Origin of the sequence: Rhodococcus sp. WB1, assembly GCF_001700945.1 — a bacterium.
In the GTDB taxonomy this organism is placed as follows: Bacteria; Actinomycetota; Actinomycetes; order Mycobacteriales; family Mycobacteriaceae; genus Rhodococcus; species Rhodococcus aetherivorans.
The window spans coordinates 5654245-5679050 of record NZ_CP015529.1 but is presented as its reverse complement, the minus strand read 5'-3'; the positions used below and the strand labels follow the sequence as shown (position 1 = coordinate 5679050).

General features: G+C 70.5%; 22 protein-coding genes and 1 riboswitch. Of the genes, 18 read left to right on the top strand and 4 right to left on the bottom strand.

What is annotated here, in order from left to right:
- Positions 1–78: 78 nt before the first annotated feature.
- The 18 genes from A4U64_RS25465 to sfnG all read left to right on the top strand — a co-directional run bounded on the left by A4U64_RS25465 (position 79) and on the right by sfnG (position 22761).
- Positions 79–1323, top strand: a complete 1245-nt coding sequence (locus A4U64_RS25465; protein WP_065923306.1) for an LLM class flavin-dependent oxidoreductase — start codon at positions 79–81, stop codon at positions 1321–1323.
- A complete protein-coding gene (locus A4U64_RS25460; protein ID WP_050036136.1) occupies positions 1320–2678 on the top strand; it encodes an NtaA/DmoA family FMN-dependent monooxygenase in 1359 nt (452 codons plus the stop codon). Before A4U64_RS25465 ends, A4U64_RS25460 begins: the two co-directional genes overlap by 4 nt.
- 12 nt (positions 2679–2690) lie before the next feature.
- A complete protein-coding gene (locus tag A4U64_RS25455) occupies positions 2691–4112 on the top strand; it encodes an MFS transporter (RefSeq protein ID WP_029546674.1) in 1422 nt (473 codons plus the stop codon).
- A 45-nt stretch (positions 4113–4157) separates the two neighbouring features.
- Positions 4158–4249: riboswitch (SAM riboswitch) on the top strand.
- A 204-nt stretch (positions 4250–4453) separates the two neighbouring features.
- A complete protein-coding gene (locus A4U64_RS25450) occupies positions 4454–6085 on the top strand; it encodes an ABC transporter substrate-binding protein (RefSeq protein ID WP_065923305.1) in 1632 nt (543 codons plus the stop codon).
- A 3-nt stretch (positions 6086–6088) separates the two neighbouring features.
- Complete coding sequence (locus A4U64_RS25445) at positions 6089–7120, top strand: ABC transporter permease (protein WP_029546676.1); 1032 nt, start codon at positions 6089–6091, stop codon at positions 7118–7120.
- A complete protein-coding gene (locus A4U64_RS25440; protein ID WP_065923304.1) occupies positions 7113–8006 on the top strand; it encodes an ABC transporter permease in 894 nt (297 codons plus the stop codon). The genes A4U64_RS25445 and A4U64_RS25440 overlap by 8 nt, the downstream gene beginning before the upstream one ends.
- Positions 8003–9604 (top strand): dipeptide ABC transporter ATP-binding protein, encoded by a 1602-nt coding sequence (locus A4U64_RS25435; protein ID WP_065923303.1) that lies wholly within the window; start codon positions 8003–8005, stop codon positions 9602–9604. The genes A4U64_RS25440 and A4U64_RS25435 overlap by 4 nt, the downstream gene beginning before the upstream one ends.
- Positions 9594–10697, top strand: coding sequence for an LLM class flavin-dependent oxidoreductase (locus A4U64_RS25430; protein ID WP_065923302.1), 1104 nt, complete (start codon positions 9594–9596; stop codon positions 10695–10697). Before A4U64_RS25435 ends, A4U64_RS25430 begins: the two co-directional genes overlap by 11 nt.
- A gap of 14 nt (positions 10698–10711) precedes the next feature.
- Positions 10712–12082, top strand: coding sequence for an NtaA/DmoA family FMN-dependent monooxygenase (locus tag A4U64_RS25425; protein WP_065923301.1), 1371 nt, complete (start codon positions 10712–10714; stop codon positions 12080–12082).
- On the top strand, positions 12079–12855 hold the full coding sequence (locus A4U64_RS25420; RefSeq protein ID WP_050036143.1) for a DUF1684 domain-containing protein: 777 nt from the start codon (positions 12079–12081) through the stop codon (positions 12853–12855). Before A4U64_RS25425 ends, A4U64_RS25420 begins: the two co-directional genes overlap by 4 nt.
- Positions 12852–14006 (top strand): LLM class flavin-dependent oxidoreductase, encoded by a 1155-nt coding sequence (locus A4U64_RS25415; protein WP_065923300.1) that lies wholly within the window; start codon positions 12852–12854, stop codon positions 14004–14006. Before A4U64_RS25420 ends, A4U64_RS25415 begins: the two co-directional genes overlap by 4 nt.
- A gap of 242 nt (positions 14007–14248) precedes the next feature.
- Positions 14249–14827, top strand: coding sequence for a hypothetical protein (locus tag A4U64_RS25410; protein ID WP_065923299.1), 579 nt, complete (start codon positions 14249–14251; stop codon positions 14825–14827).
- A gap of 171 nt (positions 14828–14998) precedes the next feature.
- Positions 14999–16171, top strand: a complete 1173-nt coding sequence (locus tag A4U64_RS25405; RefSeq protein WP_065923298.1) for an LLM class flavin-dependent oxidoreductase — start codon at positions 14999–15001, stop codon at positions 16169–16171.
- Between the two features lies 1 nt (position 16172).
- A complete protein-coding gene (locus tag A4U64_RS25400; RefSeq protein ID WP_065923297.1) occupies positions 16173–17387 on the top strand; it encodes an SfnB family sulfur acquisition oxidoreductase in 1215 nt (404 codons plus the stop codon).
- A 122-nt stretch (positions 17388–17509) separates the two neighbouring features.
- Positions 17510–18727: an acyl-CoA dehydrogenase family protein gene (locus A4U64_RS25395; RefSeq protein ID WP_006943658.1), complete on the top strand. Its 1218-nt coding sequence runs from the start codon at positions 17510–17512 to the stop codon at positions 18725–18727.
- Positions 18724–20136 carry an LLM class flavin-dependent oxidoreductase gene (locus A4U64_RS25390; protein WP_006943659.1) on the top strand — a complete coding sequence of 471 codons (1413 nt, stop codon included), beginning with the start codon at positions 18724–18726 and terminating at the stop codon, positions 20134–20136. The genes A4U64_RS25395 and A4U64_RS25390 overlap by 4 nt, the downstream gene beginning before the upstream one ends.
- A 29-nt stretch (positions 20137–20165) precedes the next feature.
- Positions 20166–21539 carry a styrene monooxygenase/indole monooxygenase family protein gene (locus A4U64_RS25385; RefSeq protein ID WP_065923296.1) on the top strand — a complete coding sequence of 458 codons (1374 nt, stop codon included), beginning with the start codon at positions 20166–20168 and terminating at the stop codon, positions 21537–21539.
- Between the two features lie 100 nt (positions 21540–21639).
- A complete protein-coding gene (sfnG, locus tag A4U64_RS25380; RefSeq protein ID WP_065923584.1) occupies positions 21640–22761 on the top strand; it encodes a dimethylsulfone monooxygenase SfnG in 1122 nt (373 codons plus the stop codon).
- A 10-nt stretch (positions 22762–22771) separates the two neighbouring features.
- Here the strand turns inward: sfnG and A4U64_RS25375 are convergent, their stop codons facing one another.
- The 4 genes from A4U64_RS25375 to A4U64_RS29275 form a co-directional block, all read right to left on the bottom strand.
- The gene (locus A4U64_RS25375; RefSeq protein WP_065923295.1) at positions 22772–23263 is read right to left on the bottom strand and encodes an NADPH-dependent FMN reductase; all 492 of its coding nucleotides are present in this window, start codon (positions 23261–23263) and stop codon (positions 22772–22774) included.
- Between the two features lie 228 nt (positions 23264–23491).
- Positions 23492–24004 (bottom strand): winged helix-turn-helix domain-containing protein, encoded by a 513-nt coding sequence (locus tag A4U64_RS25370; protein ID WP_043796865.1) that lies wholly within the window; start codon positions 24002–24004, stop codon positions 23492–23494.
- A gap of 101 nt (positions 24005–24105) precedes the next feature.
- Positions 24106–24669, bottom strand: coding sequence for a flavin reductase family protein (locus A4U64_RS25365; RefSeq protein ID WP_043796867.1), 564 nt, complete (start codon positions 24667–24669; stop codon positions 24106–24108).
- Between the two features lie 64 nt (positions 24670–24733).
- Positions 24734–24805 carry a putative leader peptide gene (locus A4U64_RS29275; RefSeq protein WP_353852504.1) on the bottom strand — a complete coding sequence of 24 codons (72 nt, stop codon included), beginning with the start codon at positions 24803–24805 and terminating at the stop codon, positions 24734–24736.
- Between the last annotated feature and the right edge of the window lies 1 nt (position 24806).

Below are 24806 nucleotides of genomic sequence, written 5' to 3'. Positions count from 1 at the left end.
TGCTGCCGGTGCGCCCTGCTGCCGGACGCCCCTGTGACGCCACCGATCCCCGCCGCACACCGACCAGGAGTCTCGCCGATGACCTCGACAACACCCGTCCACCTCGCCGTCGCGCTCGACGGCGCCGGTTGGCATCCCGCCGCGTGGCGTGAAGAGAATTCACGCCCCGACGAATTGACCTCACCCACGTACTGGGCCGATCTCGTCACCACCGCGGAACGCGGGCTGCTGGACTTCGTCACGATCGAGGATTCCCTTGCCGTACCGGCGAATCCGTGCACGAGCGAGGACCCAGACGCAGTGGACCGGGTACGGGTCCGGCTCGATGCGCACCTGATCGCCGCGCGGGTTGCACCGTCGACCCGGCACATCGGGCTGATCCCGACGATCACCACCACGCACACCGAACCGTTCCACGTGTCCAAGGCGCTGGCCACCCTCGACTACACATCGCACGGCCGCGCCGGCTGGCAGGTCAAGGTGTCCTCCTCCGCGCAGGAGGCCGCACACTTCGGCCGGCGCGACATCCCCGGACTCGACAAGCGCGACCGGCAGGCGCTCGCCGAGAATCGCCTGCCCGAGTTCGTCCACGACCTGTTCGACGAGGCCGCCGACGCCGTCGAGGTCGTTCGGCGGCTGTGGGACAGCTGGGAGGACGTCGCGGAGCTCCGCGACGTGAAGACGCGACGGTTCATCGACCGCGACAAGCTGCACTACATCGACTTCGAAGGCCGGTTCTTCCACGTTCGAGGGCCGTCGATCACGCCCCGACCGCCGCAGGGACAGCCGGTGGTCGCACTGCTGGCCCACCGCGACCTTCCGTACGAACTGGCTTCGCGGCAGGCAGATCTGGTGTTCGTCACCCCGTCGGACACCCGCCGCGTGCGTGACCTCGTCGACGAGGTCACGGCGGCGGGGGTGCGGGTCGGGCGTGTCGGTGAACCGCTGCGGGTGTATGCGGACCTCGTGGTCTTCCTCGACACGCCGCGCGAGAGCGGCGCCGAGCGGCTCCGGCGTCTCGACGCACTCGCGGGCAGCGCATTCGACTCGGATGCACTCGTGTTCACCGGGTCGGCGGCCGAACTCGCCGACCGGATCGGTGAGTGGCGTCGACAGGGTATCGACGGCTTCCGGCTCCGGCCCGGGGTGGCAGTCGACGACCTCGACGTCATCGTCGACGTTCTCGTCCCGATCCTGCAACAGCGCGAGGTGTTCCGCTCCGAGTACCCCGGCACGTCCCTGCGCGGACTTCTGGATCTGCCGACCGACATTCCCCACCGCTACGCCGTCACCACGGCCGGAACCGAAGGACACGACCGATGAGCACACGCAAGCAGGTCATCCTCGGGGCCTACCTCGGCGGTGTCAATCACCACACCGCATGGTGGGATCCCCGGGCGGGCAGCCAGATCGAGTTCTCGACCTTCGAGCACACCGCCCGTACCGCCGAGCGCGGCAAGTTCGACTTCTTCTTCCTCGCCGAGGGCCTCGTGCTGCGCGAGCGCGCGGGCCGGATCTTCGATCAGGACATCATCGGCCGGCCCGACACCTTCACGGTCCTCGCGTCGCTGGCCGCCGTCACGGACCACCTCGGCCTGGCCGCCACCATCAACGCGACCTTCAACGAGCCGTACGAGCTGGCTCGGCAGATCGCCTCTCTCGATCACCTCTCCGGCGGCCGGGCCGCGTGGAACGTGGTCACCTCCTTCGATGCCTTCACGGGGCGCAACTTCCGCCGCGGCGGCTTCCTGGATCGCTCCCACCGGTACGAGCGCGCGGAGGAGAACCTGACGCTCATCCGTCAACTCTGGGATTCGTGGCGTAGCGACGACATCGTCGCCGACAAGGCCGGCGGCCGGTTCCTGCGTCGACCCGACGCCGGCGCCTTCGAACACCACGGCAACCACTTCGACGTGCACGGCAGGTTCACGGTTCCGCGCAGCCTCCAGGGACGCCCGGTGATCCTCCAGGCCGGGGTGTCCCCGCAGGGCCGGGACTTCGCTGCCGCGAACGCCGACGCCATCTTCTCCCCGTACGGGAAGCTGCCCGAGGCCACGGAGTTCTACCGAGATGTCAAGGCCCGGGCGATCGCTGCCGGCCGCTCCGCCGACGACATCAAGATCCTGCCGTCGGCGAGCTTCGTGATCGGTGACACCGAGGCCGAGGCCGTCGAGAAGTACCACGAGATCCGTAACCAGCAGGTGACCGGGCAGACCGCACTGATCCTGCTCGAGCAGATCTGGAATCGGGATCTGTCCGAATACGATCCGGAGGGCCCGCTGCCGGACATCGATCCCGACCCCGACGCCGAGCCGATCATCCAGGGACGGGCGTTCGTCCACCAGGACCGGTTCGAGACCGTCGCACGGCTCCGCGCGATCGCGGAGGAGAAGAAGCTGACGCTGCGAGAGGTCGTGATCGACCAGTTCGAGCGCGGACCCCTCGTCGGTACCGCGGCACGGATCGCCGAGCAGATCGACGCCTTCGTACAGAACGACGGCTCGGACGGGTTCATCCTCGGTTCGCACCTCGTGCCTTGGGGGCTCGACGATTTCGTCGACGAGGTGGTGCCCCTGCTGCAGGACCGTGGTGTCCTCCGCGTCGAGTACACCGGAACCACGCTGCGGCACAACCTCGGGCTGCGGGTGCCGACCGATCCGGTGGCGGTCGGCGGTTAACCCACCTCCCGCGTGACACTCACCGATCGGGCGCAGACGCCCCGGCAGACGACGTCGGTGGTGCCGGTCTGTGCGGCCGCCGGCTTCACCACCCTGCTCGATTCGTCGGTGCTGAACATCGGCCTTCCCGCCTTGCGGACCGGTCTCGACGCGGGCGTTTCGCAGGTGCAGTGGATCCTGGCCGCATACTCGCTGAGCTTCGGTCTTGCGCTGGTCCCGGCAGGCCGGCTCGGCGATGTGGCCGGCCGGCGGCGGCTGTTCCTCGCGGGCATGACCCTCTTCGCGGTCATGGGGGTGTGCGGAGCTGTCGCGTCCGACCCCTGGACGGTCGTCGCCGCACGGGCCGGTCAGGGGGTCGGGGCCGGCCTGATCAGCGCGCAGGTGCTCGGGATCCTGGCCGAGAACTACACCGGCCCGGCGCGCGCCCGGGCCCTGGCCGCCTACAGCACGGCCGGAGGCCTCGCCGGGCTGTGCGGTCCACTCGTCGGTGGGCTGGTGCTCGGCGCTGCACCCGGGGACTACGGGTGGCGTGTTCTGCTGATTCTCAACGTGCCGTGCGCACTCGTCACACTCGTGCTCGCGGCCCGCCGCCTGCCCCCGGATCGGGGACGACCGTCGGCCCGCAGCGGGGTCGATGCCGGGGGCCTCGCGCTGCTCGCGGCGGCCACGACGCTGGTGATGGTGCCCGTGGTCTCCGAACCGGGTCCGGTGGGTGCGGTGTTCGCCGTCGGGGGAGCGGCGGTCTCACTCGCCACCTTCCTGTGGTGGGAACGCCGTGTCGCCGTGCGCGGCGGCAAGCCCGTGCTGCTTCCCGAACTGACCGGATCCGGCGGATACGTCCTCGGCACCTTGGTCGCACTGTTCTGGTTCGGTGCGGTGCTGTCCCTGAACACCGTCGTGAGCCTGTACCTCATCGAGGGGCGCGGCTATGCCGCTGTCCAGGCCGCCGCCGTGCTGTCCGCCGCCGCCGCGGCGATGGCCGTCGCCTCGGCCGTGGGGTGGCGGGTCGTCGCGCGATACGGCCGGGTGACGGTCGTCGTGGTGGTGGCAGCCGAGATCGCCGTCGTCGGTGGCTACGCCGCCGCTGTGCGGCACGACGCCACGATGCCGGTGTTCGTGGCGCTGGCCGCTCTGTCGGGCCTCTCGGGTGGATTCGTGGATGCACCCAACCGGGCGCTGACGCTCGAGTCGTCCCCGGCGGGCGGTCACGGTGTCGCGGCCGGGTTCCTGCAACTGTCACAGCGGTTGTCCGCGACGGTCGCCCTCGCCGCGGTGTCCGGCCTGTATCTGTCGGCGCTGGCGACGGACGGGGACGATTTCGCCGGTGCCGCGTCGGCCGGCCTCGCGGTGTGCGCCGCCATGCTCGCGATGTCGCTGCTCTGTGCGCTCGCCGACCGGCGCCGTCGTGCCGGCGCCGGGTTTCGATCACGGTGAGCGAAAGGGTTCTCCGAACTCGTTCGCAACGCGTACGGTCACCGGGAACCATCCAGAGCGACCGAGAGACCCGGCTCGACGACGTCGCAGCAACCCCCTGCCGCAGGTGAGGGTGCTACCGCCGGGAACGATGGAGGAGAAGGCATGGCAGGCGAGGGGTTCGTGGGCGCGTGGGCGCGCCTGCACGTCGACCTGTGCCGTCAGTGCTCGGGCATCTGTCGCCCACGATCCTGTCGCGCCTGAGCGGCGCTGCCCAGTCGAAGAACCACGACCGTCTGCCCGGCCGGTGGCATCGCGAAGCGCGATGCCACCGGCGCCTCACGAGATCATGGAGTTCCCCGGTGCCTGTTTCGTTCACCTCCGCCGCCCGACGTCGCGCCGTCGCGGGCGCCACCGCCGCAATCCTCGCCGGTGGGCTCGCCGCGTGCGGCACCGACACGGCGGGCACCTCCCCCGGTAGCGGCACCCCGCAGCCCGGCGGCACCCTGCGCTACGGCCTGTCCCAGGCCCCCACGTGTGCCGATCCCGCGCAGGCCGGCAGCAACCAGACCATCTACGTCGCCCGTCAGATCGTCGACTCGCTCACCGATCAGGACCCCGGGACCGGTGAACTGAAGCCGTGGCTCGCCGAAAGCTGGGAGGTGAACGGGGACGCCTCGGCGTTCACGTTCCGGCTGAAGGACGGCGTGACCTTCAGTGACGGCACCCCGTTCACCGCGGAGTCGGTGAAGAAGAACTTCGACGCGATCGTCCAGACCCTCACCGGCGCCAAGGCAGCGCTGGCGGCGAGCTACCTGTCGGGGTACACCGGCACCACGGTGCTCGATCCGCTCACTGCCCAGGTGTCCTTCGCCGGACCGAACGCGCAGTTCCTGCAGGCGTCGTCGACGCTGCAACTCGGCTTCCTGTCCGACAGGGACGTCGCGAAGTCCGCGGAGGAGCGCTGCGCCGGCGACCTGTCCGGCACCGGTCCCTTCGTCTACGAGGACTACCAGCAGGACAAGTCCGCCACGCTGGTCAAGCGCACCGGATATTCATGGGGATCCGACGTTTTCGCGCACGACGGCGAGGCCTACCTCGATCGCATCGAGTTCACGATCGTCCCGGAGTCCGGCGTACGCACCGGCAGCCTCGCATCCGGCCAGCTCGACGCGATCAGCGATGCGCTGCCGCAGGACGCTTCCCAGATCGAAGGCAGCGGCGGACGGATCCTCACCACGCCGAACCCGGGTGTCCCGTTCGGTTTCCAGCCGAACGTCACCCGTGGCGTCCTGACCGATCCGGCGGTGCGCGCCGCGATCGTGCCGGCCCTCGACCGCCAGGAACTCGTCGACACCGTCCTCGGCCCCGATTTCCGGCCCGCGACCAGCACCCTCGCCTCCCGCACCCCCGGCTACGCCGCACTCGACGACGTCACCTACGACCCGGCGAAGTCGAAGTCGATCCTCGACGCCGCCGGCTGGGTTCCCGGCCCGGACGGCATCCGCGTCAAGGACGGCAACCGCCTGTCCTTCTCGGTGCTGTTCAGTTCGGTGTTCGCCGGCAACCAGGCGATCCTCGAGCTCGTGCAGCAGCAGCTGCGCGAGGTCGGTATCGACCTGCAGCTCGACCTGGTCTCCACCCCGGAAGCCACTGCCCGGCAGGGCGCGAAGGACTTCGACGCCACCTACTACAACAGCACGCGCGCCGACGGCGACATCCTGCGCACCACGTTCGGACTCGACGGGCGCAACCTCAACAACCGCGGCCCGATCCCGGCGCTGGACGAGGTCCTGTCTGCGCAGCTGCGCACCACCGACCCGGCCGAACGCGGCGAGCTGATCGAACAGGCACAGCAGCTCGTCCTCGACAACGGCCTGTGGCTGCCGACCGTGGAGCTGTCCCAGGCCATCGGTGCGGCGGGGGCGGTGCAGGACCTGAAGTTCGAGGCCTCCGCCCGGTTGCAGTTCTTCGACACCTGGCTGAGCGAGTAGACCATGGCCCGGTATCTCGGTTCCCGGCTCGTGCAGGCGCTGTTGGTGCTGTGGGCGGCGTTCACCGTCTCGTTCGGCGTGCTGTACCTGCTGCCGTCCGACCCGGTGAGCATCGCGGTCGACGGCGCCGGCAGCGGCACACCGGTGGATGCGGCCGCTGTCGCGCAACTGCAGGAGCGGTACGGGCTCGACCGGCCGCTGTGGGAGCAGTACCTCACTGCGTTGAGCAACGCCGTCCGGGGTGACTTCGGCATCTCGATCGTCACGGGACAACCCGTGACCGACGCGATCGCCGCCGCCGTACCCAGCACCCTGGCCCTGGCCGCGGTCGCCCTGGCGCTCGCCGTGCTCCTCGGCACCTCGATCGCGTTCGTCGCCACGTATACGCGCGCCCGGTGGCTGCGCAGCACGCTGTTCTCGCTGCCGCCGCTCGGTGTCGCGGTTCCGACCTTCTGGGTGGGACTTCTTCTGCTCCAGCTCTTCTCGTTCCGGATGAAGCTGCTTCCGGCATTCGGCGACCAGGGCATCGAGCATCTGGTGCTGCCCGCGATCACCCTCGCGCTTCCCACCGGTGCGGTGATCGCGCAGGTCCTCGCCGCGAGCCTGCAGACCACATGGCGGCAACCGTTCGTCGAAGCAGCTCGCGCCAAGGGCGCGTCCCGGTGGCGCCTCCAGACCCGGCACACACTGCGGCTGTCCAGCATCCCCGCATTCACCATCGCCGGGGTGACAGTCGGCAACCTGTTGGCGGGGTCCGTGGTCGTCGAGACGGTGTTCTCCCGCGCCGGTGTCGGTCGTCTGACCCAGACTTCGGTTCTGGCGCAGGATATTCCCGTCGTCCAGGGCATCGTGGTCTTCAGTGCGGTGATCTTCGTGCTCGTCAACCTCGCGGTGGACCTGGTCTATCCGCTCATCGATCCGCGCATCGCCGACGGCCGTCGCGGCGGCGGTTCGCCCTCGCATCCGACGCCCGCCGAGGTGACCACCGAACTCACCGGCTTCGCGGTGGAGGAGGAGAGGAAGGCTCATGTCTGACGTCCTGATCCGGGAACCGGTCGCCGCATCCGCGCAGGCCGCGACCGGGCCACACGGACCGTCCCGGCTCCGGGGAGCGACGAGCGCCCTGCGCCGCTACGGGGTTCTCGTGGTCTCGACGACTGTGCTGTTCCTCGCCGTCGGCTTCGCTCTGTTCCCCTCGGTCTTCGCGTCCGGTGATCCGCTGCAGGGCGTCCCGGCCGACAAGTTGCAGGGGCCGTCCGCGGCGCACTGGTTCGGCACCGACAACATCGGGCGCGACGTGTACACCCGGGTCGTGCACGGTGCGGGCCTGTCCCTGACCGCGACGCTCGTCGCCGTCGGAATCGCTCTCGTCGTCGGCTCGCTCGTCGGGTTGCTCTCCGGCGCGGTCGGCGGAGCGGTCGACGGCCTACTCATGCGGGCCGTCGATGTTCTGCTGTCCATCCCCGCCCTGCTGCTGTCCCTGGCGCTCGTCACCGCCCTCGGATTCGGCACCATGAACGTGGCGATCGCGGTCGGCGTCGGGCTCGTCGCGAACTTCGCCCGCGTCATGCGGTCGGAGGTCCTGCGCGTGCGCCGCGCCCTGTACGTCGAGGCGGCGTTCGCATGCGGTGTCCGCTGGCACACCGTCCTGCGCCGGCACGTGCTGCGCAACTCGTACGCCCCCGTCGTCGCGCTCGCGGCGGTCGAGTTCGGCATGGCCGTGCTCGCCGTGTCGTCGCTGAGCTTCCTCGGCTTCGGCGCGGTGCCGCCCACCCCGGAATGGGGATCGCTGATCTCCGAAGGCAGGAACTACCTGGCCACCGCCTGGTGGATGACGACACTGCCCGGCCTGGTCATCGTGGCGGTCGTCCTGTCGGCGCACCGCCTCGGTCACGCCATCGAAGAACGGAGCACTCGATGACCGCGGCCCTGCTGGACGTACGCGACCTGCGGGTCGAGTACGGCAGCCGTCGCGACCCGGTCACCGCGGTGGACGGTGTCGGCTTCACCCTTTCCCGGGGCGAGGTCGTCGCGGTGGTCGGCGAGTCCGGTTCCGGCAAGTCGACGACCGCACACGCGATCCTCGGCCTGCTGTCGGGTAGCGGCCGGATCACCGGCGGCACCGTCACGTTCGACGGGCAGCGACTGGACTCCCTGTCCGAACGCGCCTTCGAGAAGGTGCGCGGTGCCCGCATCGGACTCGTGCCACAGGACCCCACCACGTCCCTGAACCCGGTCGTCCGCATCGGTGACCAGGTCGCCGAGGTCCTGCGTATCCACGGTCTCGCCGACCGGCGCACCGCGAAGATCGACGCGCGGCGCATCCTCGCGGAAGCCGGGCTCGACGATCCCGAACTCCGTGCCAGGCAGTACCCGCAGAACCTGTCCGGCGGGCAGCGGCAGCGCGTGCTCATAGGCATCGCGCTCGCATGCCGGCCGGACCTCGTCATCGCAGACGAGCCGACCAGCGCCCTCGACGTCACCGTGCAGCGGCGCATCCTCGACCATCTCGACAGCCGCATCGCCGAGACCGGTACCGCGGTCCTGCTCATCACCCACGACCTCGGCGTCGCCGCCGACCGCGCCGACCGCATCGTCGTGATGAGCCAGGGCCGGATCGTCGAGACCGGGCCGGCCCGGCAGATCCTCGAGAACCCCCGGCACGAGTACACCCGGGCGCTCGTCGCCGCCGCACCGAGCCTTGCCGGCGCCGCGGCCCGGCCCGGCCGCGGACCCGCGGAACCCCTGCTCACCGTGTCCGGGGTCTCGAAGACCTTCCGCATCGACCGGCGCACGTCGCTCGAGGCGGTGCGCGACGTCTCCTTCTCGGTTCCGCGCGGTCGCACTCTGTCCCTGGTCGGCGAGTCCGGTTCCGGCAAGTCCACGGTGTCCCGCATCGCGATCCGACTGGAATCCGCCACGTCCGGGCAGGTCCGGTTCGACGGGCGGGACATCACCGCGCTGCGCGGCCGGGACCTGCGCGAGCTCCGTCGCCGGGTGCAGATCGTCCACCAGAACCCCTATGCGGCCCTGAATCCCAAGCTCCGCATCCGCGACGTCGTCGCCGAACCGCTCGAAGCCTTCGGCATCGGCACGAAAAGCGAGCGCGCCGAACGTGTTGCGGAGCTGATCGGGCAGGTGGCGCTGAGCACGGCACACCTCGAGCGCAGACCCGCGGAACTGTCCGGCGGACAACGACAGCGCGTTGCGATCGCCCGCGCGCTCGCGCTGCACCCGGAACTCCTCGTGCTCGACGAGCCCGTCTCCGCGCTCGACGTGTCGGTCCAGGCGCAGATCCTCGACCTGCTCGCTCGCCTGCAGGACGAGCTGGGGCTGAGCTACCTGTTCATCTCCCACGATCTTGCCGTGGTCCGGCAGATCAGCGACACCGTCGCGGTGATGCGGTCCGGCGAAATCATCGAATCCGGGACCACCGCAGAGATTTTCGACAGACCACAGCACGAGTACACGAAACTGCTGCTCGATGCCATTCCAGGGAAGGTTCGGCATGCCCGATAGTTCACAGTTGTTGCTCGCCCTCGAATTCCGCGGAACCGGCTCGCATCCGCATTCGTGGCGTCGCACGGATTCACGCGCGGAGGACGTGTTCACCGCCCGCTACTGGGCGGATCTCGTGGGCAGCGCGGATCGTGCCGGCGTCGACCTGGCCTTCCTCCCCGACTCGTTCGGTATCGACTCCGGTGCGGACACCGTGCGCGGCCGGCTCGAAGCGGTCGGCGTCGCCGCCCGGCTGTCCGCCGTCACCTCGCGGATCGGGCTGATCCCCACCGCGACGGTGACCCACACGGAACCGTTCCACGTGGCCAAGGCCGTGCAAACCCTCGACCACACCACGGCCGGCCGTGCGGGGTGGCAGGTCGCCGTCTCCGAGGGTGAGGACCGGGCCGCCCTGTTCGGCCGCAAGGGCACCCAGGGCACCGGCTCACTGTGGACCGAGGCCGCCGAGGCCGCCGAGGTCGCGGCCCGCCTGTGGGACAGCTGGGAGGACGACGCCGAGATCCGCGACGTCGCCACCGGCCGGTTCGTCGACCGGGACAAGCTGCACTACATCGACTTCGTCGGCGAGCACTTCTCCGTCAAAGGTCCGTCGATCACGCCCCGGTCACCCCAGGGCCGGCCCCTCGTCGCCGTTGCGGCAGCGGACGAGCAGTCGTTCGACTTCGCCGCGGAACGCGCCGATCTCGTGCGTATCGAGGCCGCCGACCTCGGGTCCGCCGCGAACCTGGCCGAGCGTCTGCGCGCGCAGGCCGGTGATCGGCGACCGGCGGTGCTGCTCGACATCGACGTGCTGCTCGCCGCGGACGACGCCACCGCCGCCGCGGACCTGGCCCAGCTCGAGAACTGGGCCGGCGCTGCCTACACGCCGGAGTCGCTGTTCTACCGCGGCGGCCCGGCAGGGCTGCTCGCACTCCTCGGGGACGTGGACGGCCTGGACGGCGTGGTGCTACGTCCGCTGGCCCTCGCCGGCACGGTCGCGGCGCTCACCGAACGGGTCCTGCCGGTGTTGCGGCGGCAGGACCCGACGTCCACTGGAACCCTGCGGGACCGTCTCGGCCTGCCGCGCCCCGTCAACCGCTACGCCACCGCCTGAGGAGGCCGACAACCATGCCGCAGAACACCGTTCGAAAGCAGATCCATCTGGCCGCGCACTTCCCGGGCGTCAACAACACGACCGTGTGGGCGGATCCCGAATCGAAGAGCCAGATCGACTTCGAGTCCTTCCTGCACCTGGCCCGGACCGCAGAACGCGGACTGTTCGACTTCTTCTTCCTGGCCGAGGGACTGCGGCTGCGCGAACACCGCGGCCGCATCCACGATCTCGACGTCGTCGGCCGGCCCGACACCCTTACGGTTCTCGAGGCCCTCGCCGGTGCGACGACCCACCTCGGGCTCGCGGGCACGATCAACACCACCTTCAACGAGCCGTACGAACTGGCCAAGCAGTTCGCCACCCTCGACCATCTGTCCGACGGCCGCGCCGCGTGGAACCTCGTCACCTCCTCCGACGCCTTCACCGGCGAGAACTTCCGGCGTGGCGGCTATCTCGACCACTCGCAGCGCTACGTCCGCGCCCACGAGATCGTCGACGTCACCCGGCGGCTGTGGGACGGCTGGCGCCCCGGAGCACCGGTCGTCGACCGCGAAAACGGCATCTTCGCGGCGGATTCCGACATCGCTCCGTTCGACATCCACACCACGCAGTTCGACATCTCCGGGCGGTTCGAGGTGCCACGCAGCCCGCAGGGACACCCGGTGCTCCTGCAGGCCGGCGACTCGGACGAGGGCCGCGAATTCGGCGCCGCCAAGGCCGACGCCATCTTCACCGGCCACGGCACCCTCGAGGAGGGCCACGCCTTCTACGCCGACGTCAAGGGCCGCCTCGCGAAGTACGGGCGCAGCCACGCCGACCTGAAGATCCTTCCGGCCGCGACGTTCGTCCTCGGCGACTCCGCGGAGGACGCGGCCGAGCGAGCCCGCCACATCCGGCTGCAGCAGGTGAGCCCGCAGACCGCGATCGCGTTCCTCGAGCAGGTGTGGGGCCGCGACCTGTCCGGGTACGACCCCGAAGGGCCGCTGCCGGACGTCGAACCGGAGGACAACCTGAACATCACGCGCGGCCGCGTCCGCCACGCCAAGGATCCGCGCGCCGTCGCGCTGGCCTGGCGGGAGAAGGCCGAGGCCGAGAAGCTCAGCATCCGCGAACTGATCATCGAGGTCACCGCGCGGCAGCAGTTCGTCGGCACCCCCGATCACGTCGCCTCCGAGATCGACCGCTATGTGCAGACCGACGCGAGCGACGGCTTCATCCTGGTTCCGCACCTCACCCCCGGCGGCCTCGACGAATTCGTCGACAAGGTCGTGCCGCTGCTGCAGGAACGCGGCAGTTTCCGCACCGAATACGAGGGCACCACCCTGCGCAGTCACCTCGACCTGCGCCACCCGCACGAGATCGACGAAGGAGTTCAGGCATCGTGACCACCACACTCGACCGAGAGACGTTCACCGAGGACTGGCGGAGCTGGCACGCAGCCCGCGAGGAGGCGCTGCGCCGCCCGGACGGCTGGCTCAGCCTGACCGGGCTGTACTGGCTGGACACCGAGCCCACGATCCTCGACGAGGTGCCCGGATTGTGGCGGGTGGACGGCGAGCGCGTGCTCCTCGAATCCGACGGCGGAACCGAGGTGCACGAGCCGATCGAGGGCGCACCCGGTGTCCGGGTCGCGGCCGGCGACGGCTACGCCGAGATCATCCGCCGCACCGGCCGGTTCGCCGTCCGCATCCACGACCCGAAGTCGCCGGCTCTGACGGCCTTCACCGGAATCCCCGCGTACGAGCCTGCGCCGGAGTGGGTGCTGCAGGGCCGCTTCGAGGCCTTCGATCAGGTGCGGACCGTCACCACCGGCGCCGTGGTCGACGGCCTCGAGCACCACCACAGCGCGGCCGGGCTGATCCGCTTCACCCATGACGGCGCCGAGCACCGCCTCGTCGCGTTCGGCGACGGCTCGGGTCCGCTGCGCGTGCTGTTCACCGACGGAACCAGCGGCGTGACGACCTACCCGGCCGCGCGGATCCTCGAGGTCGCCGCGCCGACCGCCGACGGCTCGGTCACGCTCGACTTCACCCGGGCCGCCAACCTGCCGTGCGCGTTCACCGACGCGGCGACGTGCCCCATCGCCCCGGCGGAGAACCGGCTGCCGTTCGCCGTCGAGGCCGGCGAACGCACTCCGCGCGACGAGGAGGCCCGGTGACGACCGCATCGAATCCGGTGCCGCTCTCGGTCCTCGACCTCTCCCCCGTCAGCGAGGGATCCACCACGGCGCAGGCGTTGCACAACACCGTGGACCTGGCCCGGAGGACGGAAGGCTGGGGGTACCGCCGGTATTGGGTGGCCGAGCACCACTTCGTCGCCGTCGCGTCGTCGTCGCCGGCCGTGCTGATCGGCGCAATCGCCGCCGCCACCAGCACCATCCGCGTCGGCGCCGCCGCGGTTCAGCTCGGTCACAACACCGCGGCCGGTGTGGTCGAGGCGTTCGGCACGCTGGACGCGCTGTATCCGGGCAGGATCGACCTGGGACTCGGCCGGTCGGGACAACGCCGGGCGGAGGCGCTCGCGGCCGCCCGGTCCGGGGCCGCCGAAGAGGAATCGCACCGCGCCACCGAGGTGCGCGACGGCCTGGTCATTCCGCCGCCGTACCAGCCCGGGCCGTTGCTGTCCTCCCCGCGCCTGGCCGCCGGGTTCGCCGCGTTGCAGCAACCGGGGGCGCAGGCCCCGGACTTCGACGGGCAGGTGGACGACATCCTCGCTCTGCTGGACGGGACCTATCGCACCGAGGACGGGATCGAGCTGCACGCCAGCCCCGGCGAGGGCGCGGACGTCGAGCTGTGGGTCTTCGGGACCAGTGCGGGGCCGTCGGCGTCGCTGGCCGGACGGCTGGGCCTGCCGTTCGGTGCGAACTACCACGTCAGTCCCGGCACCACCGTCGAGGCGGTCGAGGCGTACCGCGCGGCGTTCCGCCCGTCCCGCTTCCTCGACCGACCGTACGTGGTGGTGTCCGCCGACGCGGTCGTCGCCGACGACGACGCCACCGCGCGTGACCTGGCGGCCACGTACGGGCACTGGACGCACAGCATCCGGTCCGGCCACGGGGCCGTCCCGTACCCGGACCCGGCCACGTCGGCACCGCTGAGCGACGAGGAGCGCAGCCTCGTCGACGACCGGCTGATCACCCAGTTCGTCGGCGCTCCCGCCACCGTGGCGGAGCGGCTCGAGTCGCTGCAGCGCGTTACCGGGGCGGACGAGCTCGTGGTCACGTCGGTGACGCACCGGCACGAGGACCGGCTGCGTTCGTACGAACTGCTGGCGCGCGAGTGGGGGCTCGCCGCGCTCCGCGCCGCATGACCCCGGTGGTGAACCCGCCCGGACGGCGGGTTCACCACCGAATCGAGCATTCCCGACCAATTGTGTAGGATATCGCCCATGGCACCCGAGACCGCAGCGACCGTCGTCGCCCGCTGGTGCCGTCGTCACGTCGATCTGGGCCGGACCTCCTCGGGCATCTGTACGGGCTGACCGCTCACAGCCCCTTCCGCCACGTCGCGCCGGAGTACCACCGGAGCGGCGCATTCTCCAGGAGAAAACCCTTGTCGCACAACACTATCCGGACCATTGATCGCCCCCTGCGTATCGCCGTCGAGCTTGCCGGGCCCGAGGGACCGCACTACTGGGCCGATCTGACCACCGGACGCGCCGACGAACCGGCGCTCGACCTGAGCGCCTCGCCGTCGAACGTGGTCCGGATCCGCGCCGCCGACCTGAGGGAGAGCGCGAAGCTCCGCGAACGGGCACGCTCCGAAGCCCGCGCCGACGGTCGCGATCCCGACAGCATCAGCGTCCTGGTCGATCTCGAGGTGCTCGTCGCCGAGGAGGCCCGCGGCGCCCGCAAGCAGTATGCGCTGCTCGACGGCCGTCGTCGCGCAGACACCCTGTCCTACATCGGCACCCCGCACGGCCTCGCCGGACTGATCGCCGACATCCACACCACCCGCGTGGCCGACGGCGTGACGCTCCTCCCACTCGGTGCCGAGTTCACGATCGAGCACATCGTCGACGGCACCCTGCCGTGGCTCGAATCACGGGGGCTGGCAACGCCGTCGCCCGCTGTGGTGGAGGTCCTGCGCCGCTTCGGCACCGGGGACCGCGGGCTCATCCTGGCCTCCTGACCGTCGTTCGAGACGCGGGGCGAGAGTTTCTTCTCTCGCCCCGCCTTTCGTCGTCCGGTCCACGCGTCCCGCTCGGCAGGGGCGCCGGGCGCCGTCCGGCGCGGACCAGAATTGGAATCGGACCGATTTCAACCGTGGCCCGCGCTCCGCCCCGCCCTTAACCTCGCAACAATGTCCCTCGCATTCCATTGGTTTCTTCCCACCTACGGCGACAGCCGCCTGATCGTCGGCGGCGGCCACGGAACGCCCGCCGGGGCGGCCCGCGGTGATCGGCGCGCCACCGTCGGGTACCTGGCGTCGATCGCCCGCGCCGCCGAGGAGTTCGGATTCGCCGGCGCACTCACCCCTACCGGCGCATGGTGCGAGGACGCCTTCCTCACCACGGCAATGGTGGCGCGCGAATCCGAGCGACTCGCCTTCCTCGTGGCGTTCCGCCCAGGACTGATCAGCCCCACCCTCGCCGCGCAGATGGCGGCGACGTTCTCACTGCACGCCCCGGGGCGGATCCTGCTCAACGTGGTGGTGGGCGGCGAGGCCCACGAGCAGCGCGCGTACGGCGACCGCCTCGGCAAGGACGAGCGGTACGCCCGAGCGGACGAGTTCCTCTCGATCGTCCGACGGTTGTGGGCCGGCGAGACCGTCACCCACTCCGGCACGCACCTGAACATCTCGGAAGCCGCGCTGGCCACGCTCCCGAGCCCTGTCCCCCCGTTGTACTTCGGTGGATCGTCCGCCGCGGCGGGCCCGGTGGCCGCCGAGCACGCCGACGTCTACCTCACCTGGGGTGAGCCGCCGGCGGCCGTCGCCGAAAAGATCGCATGGATCCGCGAACTCGCCTCCCGGCGCGGACGCACCATCCGGTTCGGCATCCGCCTGCACGTCATCACCCGGGACACCGCCGCCGATGCGTGGGCGCAGGCCGACCGGCTGATCGCGGCACTCGGCCCCGACACGGTGACCGCGGCACAGGCGGGTCTCGCACGCAGTGAGTCCGAAGGACAGCGCCGCATGCTCGCCCTGCACGAGAACAACCGGCGCAGCGGAGACTGGCGCGACGCCCGTAACCTGGAGGTGGCGCCGAACCTGTGGACCGGGGTGGGTCTCGTGCGCGGCGGGGCCGGGACGGCGCTGGTCGGCAGCCATACCGAAGTCGCCGACCGGATCGCCGAATACGCCGCGCTGGGCATCGACGAGTTCGTCCTCTCGGGATACCCGCACCTCGAGGAGCTGTACTGGTTCGGCGAGGGGGTGCTACCGGTCCTGCGGGAACGCGGACTGTTCATCGGCGGTGCCGGCGGCGCCGTATCCGGAAGCGTTCCCTTCCTTCCCGCCGGGGTCCGCTGAGATGGGCACTGCCGAGGTCACATCCGGGATCGTCGACGGCGACCACGCGCTCGAGACGGCCACGGTGCTGGGCCGGCGATTCGCCGAGAACGCCACGCTCCGCGACGCGAACCGCGAACTGCCGCACACCCAGATCCGCGAGTTCGCCGGATCGGGCCTCGGCGCGGTGACGGTGCCCCGCGCGTACGGCGGGCTCGACGTGCCCACCGAGACGCTCGTGGAGATCTTCCGGCTCCTCGCCGAGGCGGATCCGAGTATCGCGCAGATCCCCCAGTCCCATTTCACCTTCCTCGAACTGCTCCGGTCGCAGGGAACCCCGGATCAGCAGGAGTTCTTCTACGGTGAGGTGCGGTCCGGAGCCCTGTTCGCGAACGCGCAGAGCGAACGGGGCCCCCATCCCGTCGACGTGGACACCACGGTGCTCGTCCCGTCCGGTGCGGGTTTCACGCTCTCGGGCCGCAAGTTCTACAGCACGGGCGCCCTGTTCGCGGACTGGATCGCCGTGCGCGCCAGTGTGGTCGGCGACGGCGGCACCCCGGGCCGCGGCACTCCGAAGGCCGTGGCGTTCGTGCCCCGCGACGCCGCCGGGCTCACCGTCGTCGACGACTGGGACGGCATGGGGCAGCGCACCACCGCCAGTGGCACCGTCACCCTCGACGGCGTGACGGTGCCCGCCTCGTCGATCGTCCCGTACTCGGGGTTGTTCGACGGGCCCACCACCTACGGGGCACAGGCACAGATCCTGCACGCCGCGATCGACGTGGGGATCGCGACCGGCGCCCTGCGCGAGGCGGTCGTGCAGGCCGGCCGCGCCCGTCCCCACTTCGAGGCGGGAGTCGACCGCGCGGTGGACGATCCGCTACTGGCTCAGCTCGCCGGCGAGGTGACGGTCACGGTGCGGGCGGCCCAGGCCCTGCTGACCGTCGCGGCCCGCGCGGTGGACTCCGCGCGCGCCGACCTCGACGCCGACACCGCCGCGGCGGCATCGATCGACGTCGCCACCGCGAAGGTCGCGGCGACCCGCGCCGCGCTCGACGCCGCGAATGCGGTGTTCGAACTGGGCGGCACCCGAAGCGCATCCGGCGCGGCCAACCTGTCCCGCTACTGGCGCGACGCACGCACCCACACCCTGCACGACGCGACGCGCTGGAAGCTGCAGCACATCGGCCGTTGGACGCTGGACGGGACATCTCCACCGCGGCACGGGGTGATCTGAGGCGGCCGCACGCCCGTTCCCCGGCGCCAGTATTGAACTCTGGCCGATCGCAACCGGTGCCATCGCGGGCCCGATTGTCCATCGTTGTGTCGACATCGACGCCACACCGAGGAGCATGACAGGTGAGCAGTTCAACGATCCAGACGCCGGCCGTGACCGACGACGAACTCCGGGAGCGCTTCCGGCCGATCTTCGACCGGATCGCCGAGGGAGCCGTCCAGCGCGAGCACGAGCGCCGGCTGCCGTTCCACGAGGTGCAGTGGCTGCGGGAGGCCCGTTTCGGCGCCCTGCGGGTGCCGGTCGAGTTCGGCGGCTTCGGTGCCACGATCCGTCAGCTGTTCGACCTGCTGATCGACCTCGCTGCCGCCGAGTCGAACCTGCCACAGGCGCTGCGCGTGCACTGGAGCTTCGTCGAGGACCAGCGGCTCGCGGGTGACGAACGAGCCCGGCACTGGCTCGCGGCCGCCGCGGACGGCACGCTCGTCGGCAACGCCATCACCGAACCGGGCGTGGGTGCCGCCGACCGCTACCGCACGACCCTCACCCGCAAGGGCGGCGACTGGGCCCTCGACGGAATCAAGTACTACAGCACCGGAAGCCTGTACGCCGACCACATCCTCGTCGCCGCGGACCGCGACGGCGAGCGGGTCTCGGTACTGGTGGACGCGCGGCAGGAGGGCGTCGAGCAGACCGACGACTGGGACGGTTTCGGCCAGCGGCTCACCGCGAGCGGTACCACCACCTTCACGGGAGTCGTGGTGCCGGAGGACCGCATCCTCGGGCCCGGCTACGGCGCCCCGGGCCGCACCTACGCGACCGCCTACCTGCAGCTGGTGCAGCTCGCGGTGCTCGCCGGCATCGCCCGGCGCGCCGAGGCCGACGCCGTCGACTGGGTTCGGGCGCGCACCCGCACGTTCACCCACGCCGTGGCCGACCTGCCACGGCACGACCCGCTGGTCCAGCAGGTGATCGGGAAGCTGTCGGCCGCGGCCTTCGGTGCCCGCGCCGCCGTGCTCGCCGTCGCCGACGACCTCGACGTCCTTCTCGACGCGGGCGCCGACGACCCCGAACTGCTCGACCGCGCCGAGGCTTCCGCCGCCCGCGCCCAGTCGGTGGTGATCGGGCTCGTCCTCGACGCGACGGCGCAGCTGTTCGAGGTCGGCGGCGCATCCATCACCTCGTCGGAGGCGGCGCTGGACCGGCACTGGCGCAACGCACGGACCGTCGCGGCGCACAACCCGCTGATCTACAAGCAGCAGGCCGTCGGCGCCCATGTGCTCAACGGAGATCCGCTCCCCTACGCGTGGAGCGCGGGCCGTCGCCCCGGAGTCATCGCGTGACCCGGCACATCCGCTTCAACGCGTTCGACATGAACTGCGTGGCCCACCAGTCCCCCGGACTGTGGCGCCACCCCGCGGACCGGTCGCACCGCTACACCGACCTCGGGTACTGGACCGAACTTGCCCGGCTCCTCGAACGCGGCCTGTTCGACGGCCTGTTCATCGCCGACGTGCTCGGCACGTACGACGTCTACGGCGGCACCGACGAGGCGGCGCTGCGGCAGGGGGCGCAGGTCCCGGTGGCCGATCCGCTCCTGCTCGTCTCCGCGATGGCCGCGGCGACCGAGCATCTCGGCTTCGGCATCACCACCGGAACAGGATTCGAGCATCCCTACCCGTTCGCGCGGCGGCTCTCGACCCTCGACCACCTCACCCGCGGCCGCATCGGATGGAACGTCGTCACCGGATACCTGCCGTCCGCGGCCCGCAACTTCGGCGAGGCCGACCAGCTCGATCACGACACCCGCTACGACCACGCCGACGAGTACCTCGAGGTGCTCTACAAGCTGTGGGAGGGCTCCTGGGAGGACGACGCCGTCGTCCGGGACGCCGAGCGCGGCCTCTACATCGACCCGGAGAAGGTGCACCACATCGGGCATCGCGGTGCGCATTTCACGGTGCCCGGCATTCACCTGTCCGAACCGTCACCGCAGCGGTCCCCGGTGATCTATCAGGCCGGGGCGTCGCCGCGCGGCGTGCGCTTCGCGGCGGAGAACGCGGAGGCGATCTTCGTCGGGCCGCCGTCCAAGCGGGTCCTGCGCGACACCGTGGCCCGCATCCGGGCCGCGCTCGTCGACGCCGGCCGCGATCCGTACTCCGCGCGGATCTACGCCCTCGCCACGATCGTCACGGACGCCACCGACGAGGCGGCCGCGGCCAAACACGAGGAGTACAAGCGGTACGCCAGCCTCGAGGGCGCGCTGGTGTTCACCTCCGGATGGATGGGTATCGACCTGTCCCGCTACGACCTCGACGAGCCGATCGGCAACGTCGAGAGCAACGCCATCCGCTCCGCGGTCGCGGCGTTCCAGGAGGCCGACGACGACGGCCGCGAATGGCGCGTCCGCGACATCGCCGAGTGGGCGAGCATCGGCGGACTGGGCCCCCGCTTCGTCGGCTCCGGCGAGTCCGTCGCCACCCGGTTGCAGGAGTGGGTGGCCGAAACCGACGTCGACGGGTTCAACCTTGCCTATGCCGTCACGCCCGGCTCGTTCGAGGACGTGATCACCCACGTCGTCCCCGTCCTCCAGGAGCGCGGTGCCTACCCGACGACCTACACCGAGGGAACGCTGCGCCACAAGCTCTTCGGCAAGGGCGACCGCCTCCCCGACGAGCATCGGGGCGCCCGCTACCGGCTCGGCGCGCCCCTCTCGACCGTGACCGACCGCCACCGCGCCTACGTCGGCTGATCCATCACCGCCCACCACGAGGAGTTTCCATGACCACCACTCGACGTTCCGTCGCCGTCGTCGGCGCCGGACTGGCCGGGACCACGGCCGCGCTCGGCTTCCTCGATGCCGGATTCGACGTCACCGTCCTCAGCGATCGGGATCGCGAGTCGCTGCGCAACGACGTGCCGGCGACCGGAACGGCCGTCTACTTCGGCAAGTCCCGCGAGTCCGACGCCCGGATCATCGAGGATCTGTACGCCGACGGACCCCATTCGACCGGCATGAGCACGCGCCTGTATTCGGGCGACGGCGACACCCGCGCCGAGGTCCTCGAGTTCGACCCGGATTTCCGGTACGTCGCGCAGGGCGTCGACGTCCGGCTGCGGGCGGACGACCGGCTGGGCCGTTTCCTCGACCGGGGTGGCCGGTTCGAGGTGCGTGCGGTGACGCCGGAGAGTCTCGATGCGATCGCCGCCGAGCACGACCTGACGCTCGTCGCGACCGGCAAGGGCGGCCTGTCGTCGCTGTTTCCCGTCGACGCCGAGCGCACCGTCTACCGCAAGCCCCAGCGCACCCTGCTGCTGGTGACGCTCCGGGGACTCGGGCACGGCCCGGACACGTGGGGTTACCGCTCCGAGGCGGGGGGCGCCCACAACCTGTTCAACCTGCACACCGAGTACGGCGAGGCCTGGCTCGGCCCGTACCTGCACAAGGACGCGGGTCCGACGTGGAGCTTCCTCGGCTTCGCCAAGCCGGGCAGCCCGTGGGTCGAGCGGTTCGAGGCGGTCACCGACGTCCACAGCGCCCGTCGCACCGTCGTCGAGCTGTACCGCGACTACTTCCCGCAGGACGCCCCCGAGGTGGAGAAGCTCGAGGTCATCGAGGCCGATCCGCACTCCTGGCTGCGCGGGTCCGTCACCCCGACGGTGCGGCGGGCGGTGGGCCGCACGGCCGGGGGCCACGTCGTCGCCGCGATCGGCGACACCGCCATCGCGTTCGACCCCATCGCCGGCCAGGGCGCACAGAACACCGTGGTGCAGGTGGCGGCGCTGATCGAGGCGGCACGCGGCCACAAGGGCGAGTTCACCGCCGACTGGCTCACGGATCAGTTCGAAAAGCACTGGGACGCCCGCGGTCACGCCGCCGCGGAGGTGACCCGGCTGTTCCTCGGCGATCCGAAGTACGCCGTGCACGCGGAGTTGCTCTTCCCCGCGGCGACCGTGAGTGAGCCGGTGGCCGCCGCGCTGTTCGGGTTCCTGTCCGAACCCGGCACGCTGCTCGGCATCGACACCCGCGACGACGTGCTGGCATTCATCACCGCGCATGCCGGCGAGCCGGCCGAGGACGTGCTGGCGCGGTTCCAGCCGAGCGGCGGCTTCAGCGCGTCGCCGCTCGCCGGCGCAGCGGTCCAGCCCGCCTGACGACGACCCGGTCCCGACCGTCGCAACCGCTCGCGACGGTTGGGATCGGGTTGATTCCAACGATTGGGTGCGGCGGGTGCGGACGCTTGAATTGGTGCCCATGTCGACCGAACACATCACCCCCGAGATCAAGTTCGCCTACTGGGTGCCCAACGTCAGCGGCGGCCTGGTCACCTCGAAAATCGAACAACGCACCAGCTGGGACTACGACTACAACGTCCGGCTCGCCCGCACCGCCGAGAACAACGGCTTCGAGTACGCCCTGAGCCAGGTGCGGTACGAGGCCAGCTACGGCGCGGAGTTCCAGCACGAGTCCACCAGCTTCTCCCTCGCTCTCCTGCTGGCCACCGAGCGCCTGAAGGTGATCGCCGCCGTCCATCCCGGACTGTGGCAGCCGGCGGTGCTCGCCAAGCTGGGTGCCACCGCCGACCAGCTCTCCGGCGGCCGGTTCGCCGTCAACGTCGTCAGCGGCTGGTTCAAGGACGAGTTCACCCACCTCGGCGAGCCGTGGCTCGAGCACGACGAACGCTACCGCCGCAGTGCCGAGTTCCTGCAGGTGCTGCGCAAGATCTGGACCGAGGACGATGTCGACTTCCGCGGCGACTTCTACCGCATCCACGACTTCACCCTCAAGCCCAAGCCCGCCAACACGCCCGAGCGGCCCAATCCCGAACTGTTCCAGGGCGGTAACTCCACCGCCGCGATCGCCAATGGTGGCCGCTACGCGGACTGGTACTTCAGCAACGGCAAGGACTACGACGGCATCAGCGACCAGATCGCCGACCTGCGCGCCGTCGCCCGCGAGCACCAGCGCGAGGTCAGGGTCGGCCTCAACGGGTTCATCATCGCCCGCGACACCGAGAAGGAAGCGCGCGACACGCTCCGCGAGATCATCGAGAAGGCGAACCGCCCGGCGGTCGAGGGCTTCCGCGGCGCCGTGCAGCAGGCCGGTGCGTCCACCGGGGACAAGAAGGGCATGTGGGCCGACTCGACATTCGAGGACCTGGTCCAGTACAACGACGGCTTCCGCACCCAGCTCATCGGCACGCCCGAGCAGATCGCCCACCGCATCGTCGAATACCGCCGGCGCGGGGTCGATCTCATCCTGGCCGGCTTCCTCCACTTCCAGGAGGAGATCGAGTACTTCGGCGAGAAGGTGCTGCCGCTCGTGCGTGAACTCGAGGCCGCCGATCAGGACGACCGCGAGCCCGTGGTCGTCTGACGCGGCCCGATCACCGCCACGCGGATCGCAGGACCGGCGCCCAGCGCTGGGCGTAGTCCGCGATCCGCGTGTCGGTGGTGTAGGTGGAGTCGAGCAGGTACAGACCCGGCGCCGGGGTGGTGGCACCGAGTTCGACGAGGACCGGCTTGAGCAGCAGGTCTGGGGCCAGGGCGTGGGCCGGGCCGGCACCGAGCATGAGCGGCACGGCGGTGACATCGCGCAGGCCGTCGCCGGTGGCGAACTGGTCGAGGAAGAGCTTGAGGATGCCGGTGTAGGTGGCCTTGAACGTGGGGCTGGCGAAGACCACGAGGTCCGAGGCGGCGACGGTGTCCACCGCCGCCTTGACGGCGTCGTCGCCCCAGCCGAGCAGGCCGGGTCCGAGGGTGATCACGTCGACGACGTGGTTCGGTGCGGCGCCGGTGAGCTCGGTGGCCAGGAGGGTGGCGGCGTCGAGGGTGCGGGAGCCGGGCTTGGGGTTGCCGGCGACGACGGTGGTCTTCACGCAGGGGCCTTTCCACACACATTCGGGATATCCCGGCGCGGTGCGCTGCCGGGAGGTTCTGGTCGGACCGCGCTCACCATGTGCACAGCTCTATCACCGCGTAGGTGGTGGCGACGTCCGGCCACCGGACCTCGGCGAACAGCCGCCGCAGTAGACCTTGCCTCTCGCACTCCGATTCGCGTGCGGCCGCCGAAGGGCGACCTGTGGGGAGGTCGTCGTGCCCGGGCGTCATGCGCACCGCCTCGTCAGCAGTTCCGTGATGTGCACGGCCGGGTGCGGGTCGAAGCGGTATCCGCTGCCGCGGACCGTGGAGATGATGCTGCCGAACTGCTGCAATTTGGTCCTGATCCGGGAGACGTGGACATCGACGTTCCGGCCACGACTGTCCACCTCCCGCACCCCGTTCCCGAGGTCACGCAGGACGGCCCGGGACACCACGGTCCTCGGGTTGCGGACGAGATAGGCGAGGATCTCGAACTCGCTGTGGCTGAGCAGCACTCGCCGGCCGTCGAGCAGGACGTCGCGGGCGGGAAGGTCGATGATCAACGGGATGGGGGTCGGGCTGAGCACCGTATGGGTGCTCACGCCCGGAACCAGATCCTGGGCGGCCTCGCGAAGGGCATCGGCGAGCGCCGCCAGGTCACGCGAGGAGTGTGTTCCGATGTCGGGCAGTCGCAGGACGAGAACGAGTTCGGCACCGGCGTCGGTGACTACGTCATTGCGAGTGTCGAGGATTTCCATGTGAGGCTCCGGTCGAGGAGGGGATCCGACGAGCTGACGGGCGATGCGGTGCGGCGACAGCTCGGACACTCGTTCCGGAGACTCGGCAGGCGACTCATGATTCACTCCTCCAATGCGACGGGGCGGTGGTAGGCACCCTCGTGGTACAGCAACGGAATACGCTTTCCCTCCGCCGGATTCGGGTCCTCGTGCGCACGAACCACGACACCGACGACCAGAGTGCTGTCACCGAGCGGAATCAACCGGTCGACGACAACCCGGAGCCAGACCGGCGTGCCGTGCAGGACGGGTTCACCGGATTCGATTCGGGTCCAGAGCGACTCGTCGGAGAACCGCTCCGCCGCGCTGCGCGCGAAGCGCTGCGCGAGATGCTGCTGATGCTCGCCCAACAGGTGGATCACCAACGACTCGGCCGAGCGGACGGCGCCGATGCTCGACGACGTGTCGGTGATGTTGAACGAGACCAGCGGCGGATCGAGGGAGAGCGAAGCGAAGGACGTCGCAGTGAACCCGACCGGGCCGGAGCCGGATTCGAGAGTGACGATCGTGACCCCGGCGGGGTGCCGCCGAAGGGCCGAGCGGTATTGGTCGCCACGGACGCCCGGAGCGTGCTCCGATGCGGCGGTGGCGGAGCATTCGAGGGCATTCGACATCGACAGGGACATAGCCGTTCCTTGAAGGAGGTACATACCGAGACGGAGGGAGGAATCGGGAAGACTCGTACTCAGGTCAGGAGGCACAGAGACACGAGCGGGTGCGGCACAGGTCCACGTGCCTGCGGCTCCACGCTGTTTCGGTCATA

Bases quoted from the DNA above. Each gene is read 5' to 3' on its own strand.
- A4U64_RS25365 (WP_043796867.1), bottom strand. From the start codon at position 24,669: ATGTCCCTGTCGATGTCGAATGCCCTCGAATGCTCCGCCACCGCCGCA.
- A4U64_RS25405 (WP_065923298.1), top strand. From the start codon at position 14,999: ATGTCCCTCGCATTCCATTGGTTTCTTCCCACCTACGGCGACAGCCGC.
- A4U64_RS25400 (WP_065923297.1), top strand. From the start codon at position 16,173: ATGGGCACTGCCGAGGTCACATCCGGGATCGTCGACGGCGACCACGCG.
- A4U64_RS25445 (WP_029546676.1), top strand. From the start codon at position 6,089: ATGGCCCGGTATCTCGGTTCCCGGCTCGTGCAGGCGCTGTTGGTGCTG.
- sfnG (WP_065923584.1), top strand. From the start codon at position 21,640: ATGTCGACCGAACACATCACCCCCGAGATCAAGTTCGCCTACTGGGTG.
- A4U64_RS25440 (WP_065923304.1), top strand. From the start codon at position 7,113: ATGTCTGACGTCCTGATCCGGGAACCGGTCGCCGCATCCGCGCAGGCC.
- A4U64_RS25425 (WP_065923301.1), top strand. From the start codon at position 10,712: ATGCCGCAGAACACCGTTCGAAAGCAGATCCATCTGGCCGCGCACTTC.
- A4U64_RS25460 (WP_050036136.1), top strand. From the start codon at position 1,320: ATGAGCACACGCAAGCAGGTCATCCTCGGGGCCTACCTCGGCGGTGTC.
- A4U64_RS25430 (WP_065923302.1), top strand. From the start codon at position 9,594: ATGCCCGATAGTTCACAGTTGTTGCTCGCCCTCGAATTCCGCGGAACC.
- A4U64_RS25465 (WP_065923306.1), top strand. From the start codon at position 79: ATGACCTCGACAACACCCGTCCACCTCGCCGTCGCGCTCGACGGCGCC.
- A4U64_RS25435 (WP_065923303.1), top strand. From the start codon at position 8,003: ATGACCGCGGCCCTGCTGGACGTACGCGACCTGCGGGTCGAGTACGGC.
- A4U64_RS25385 (WP_065923296.1), top strand. From the start codon at position 20,166: ATGACCACCACTCGACGTTCCGTCGCCGTCGTCGGCGCCGGACTGGCC.
- A4U64_RS25370 (WP_043796865.1), bottom strand. From the start codon at position 24,004: ATGGAAATCCTCGACACTCGCAATGACGTAGTCACCGACGCCGGTGCC.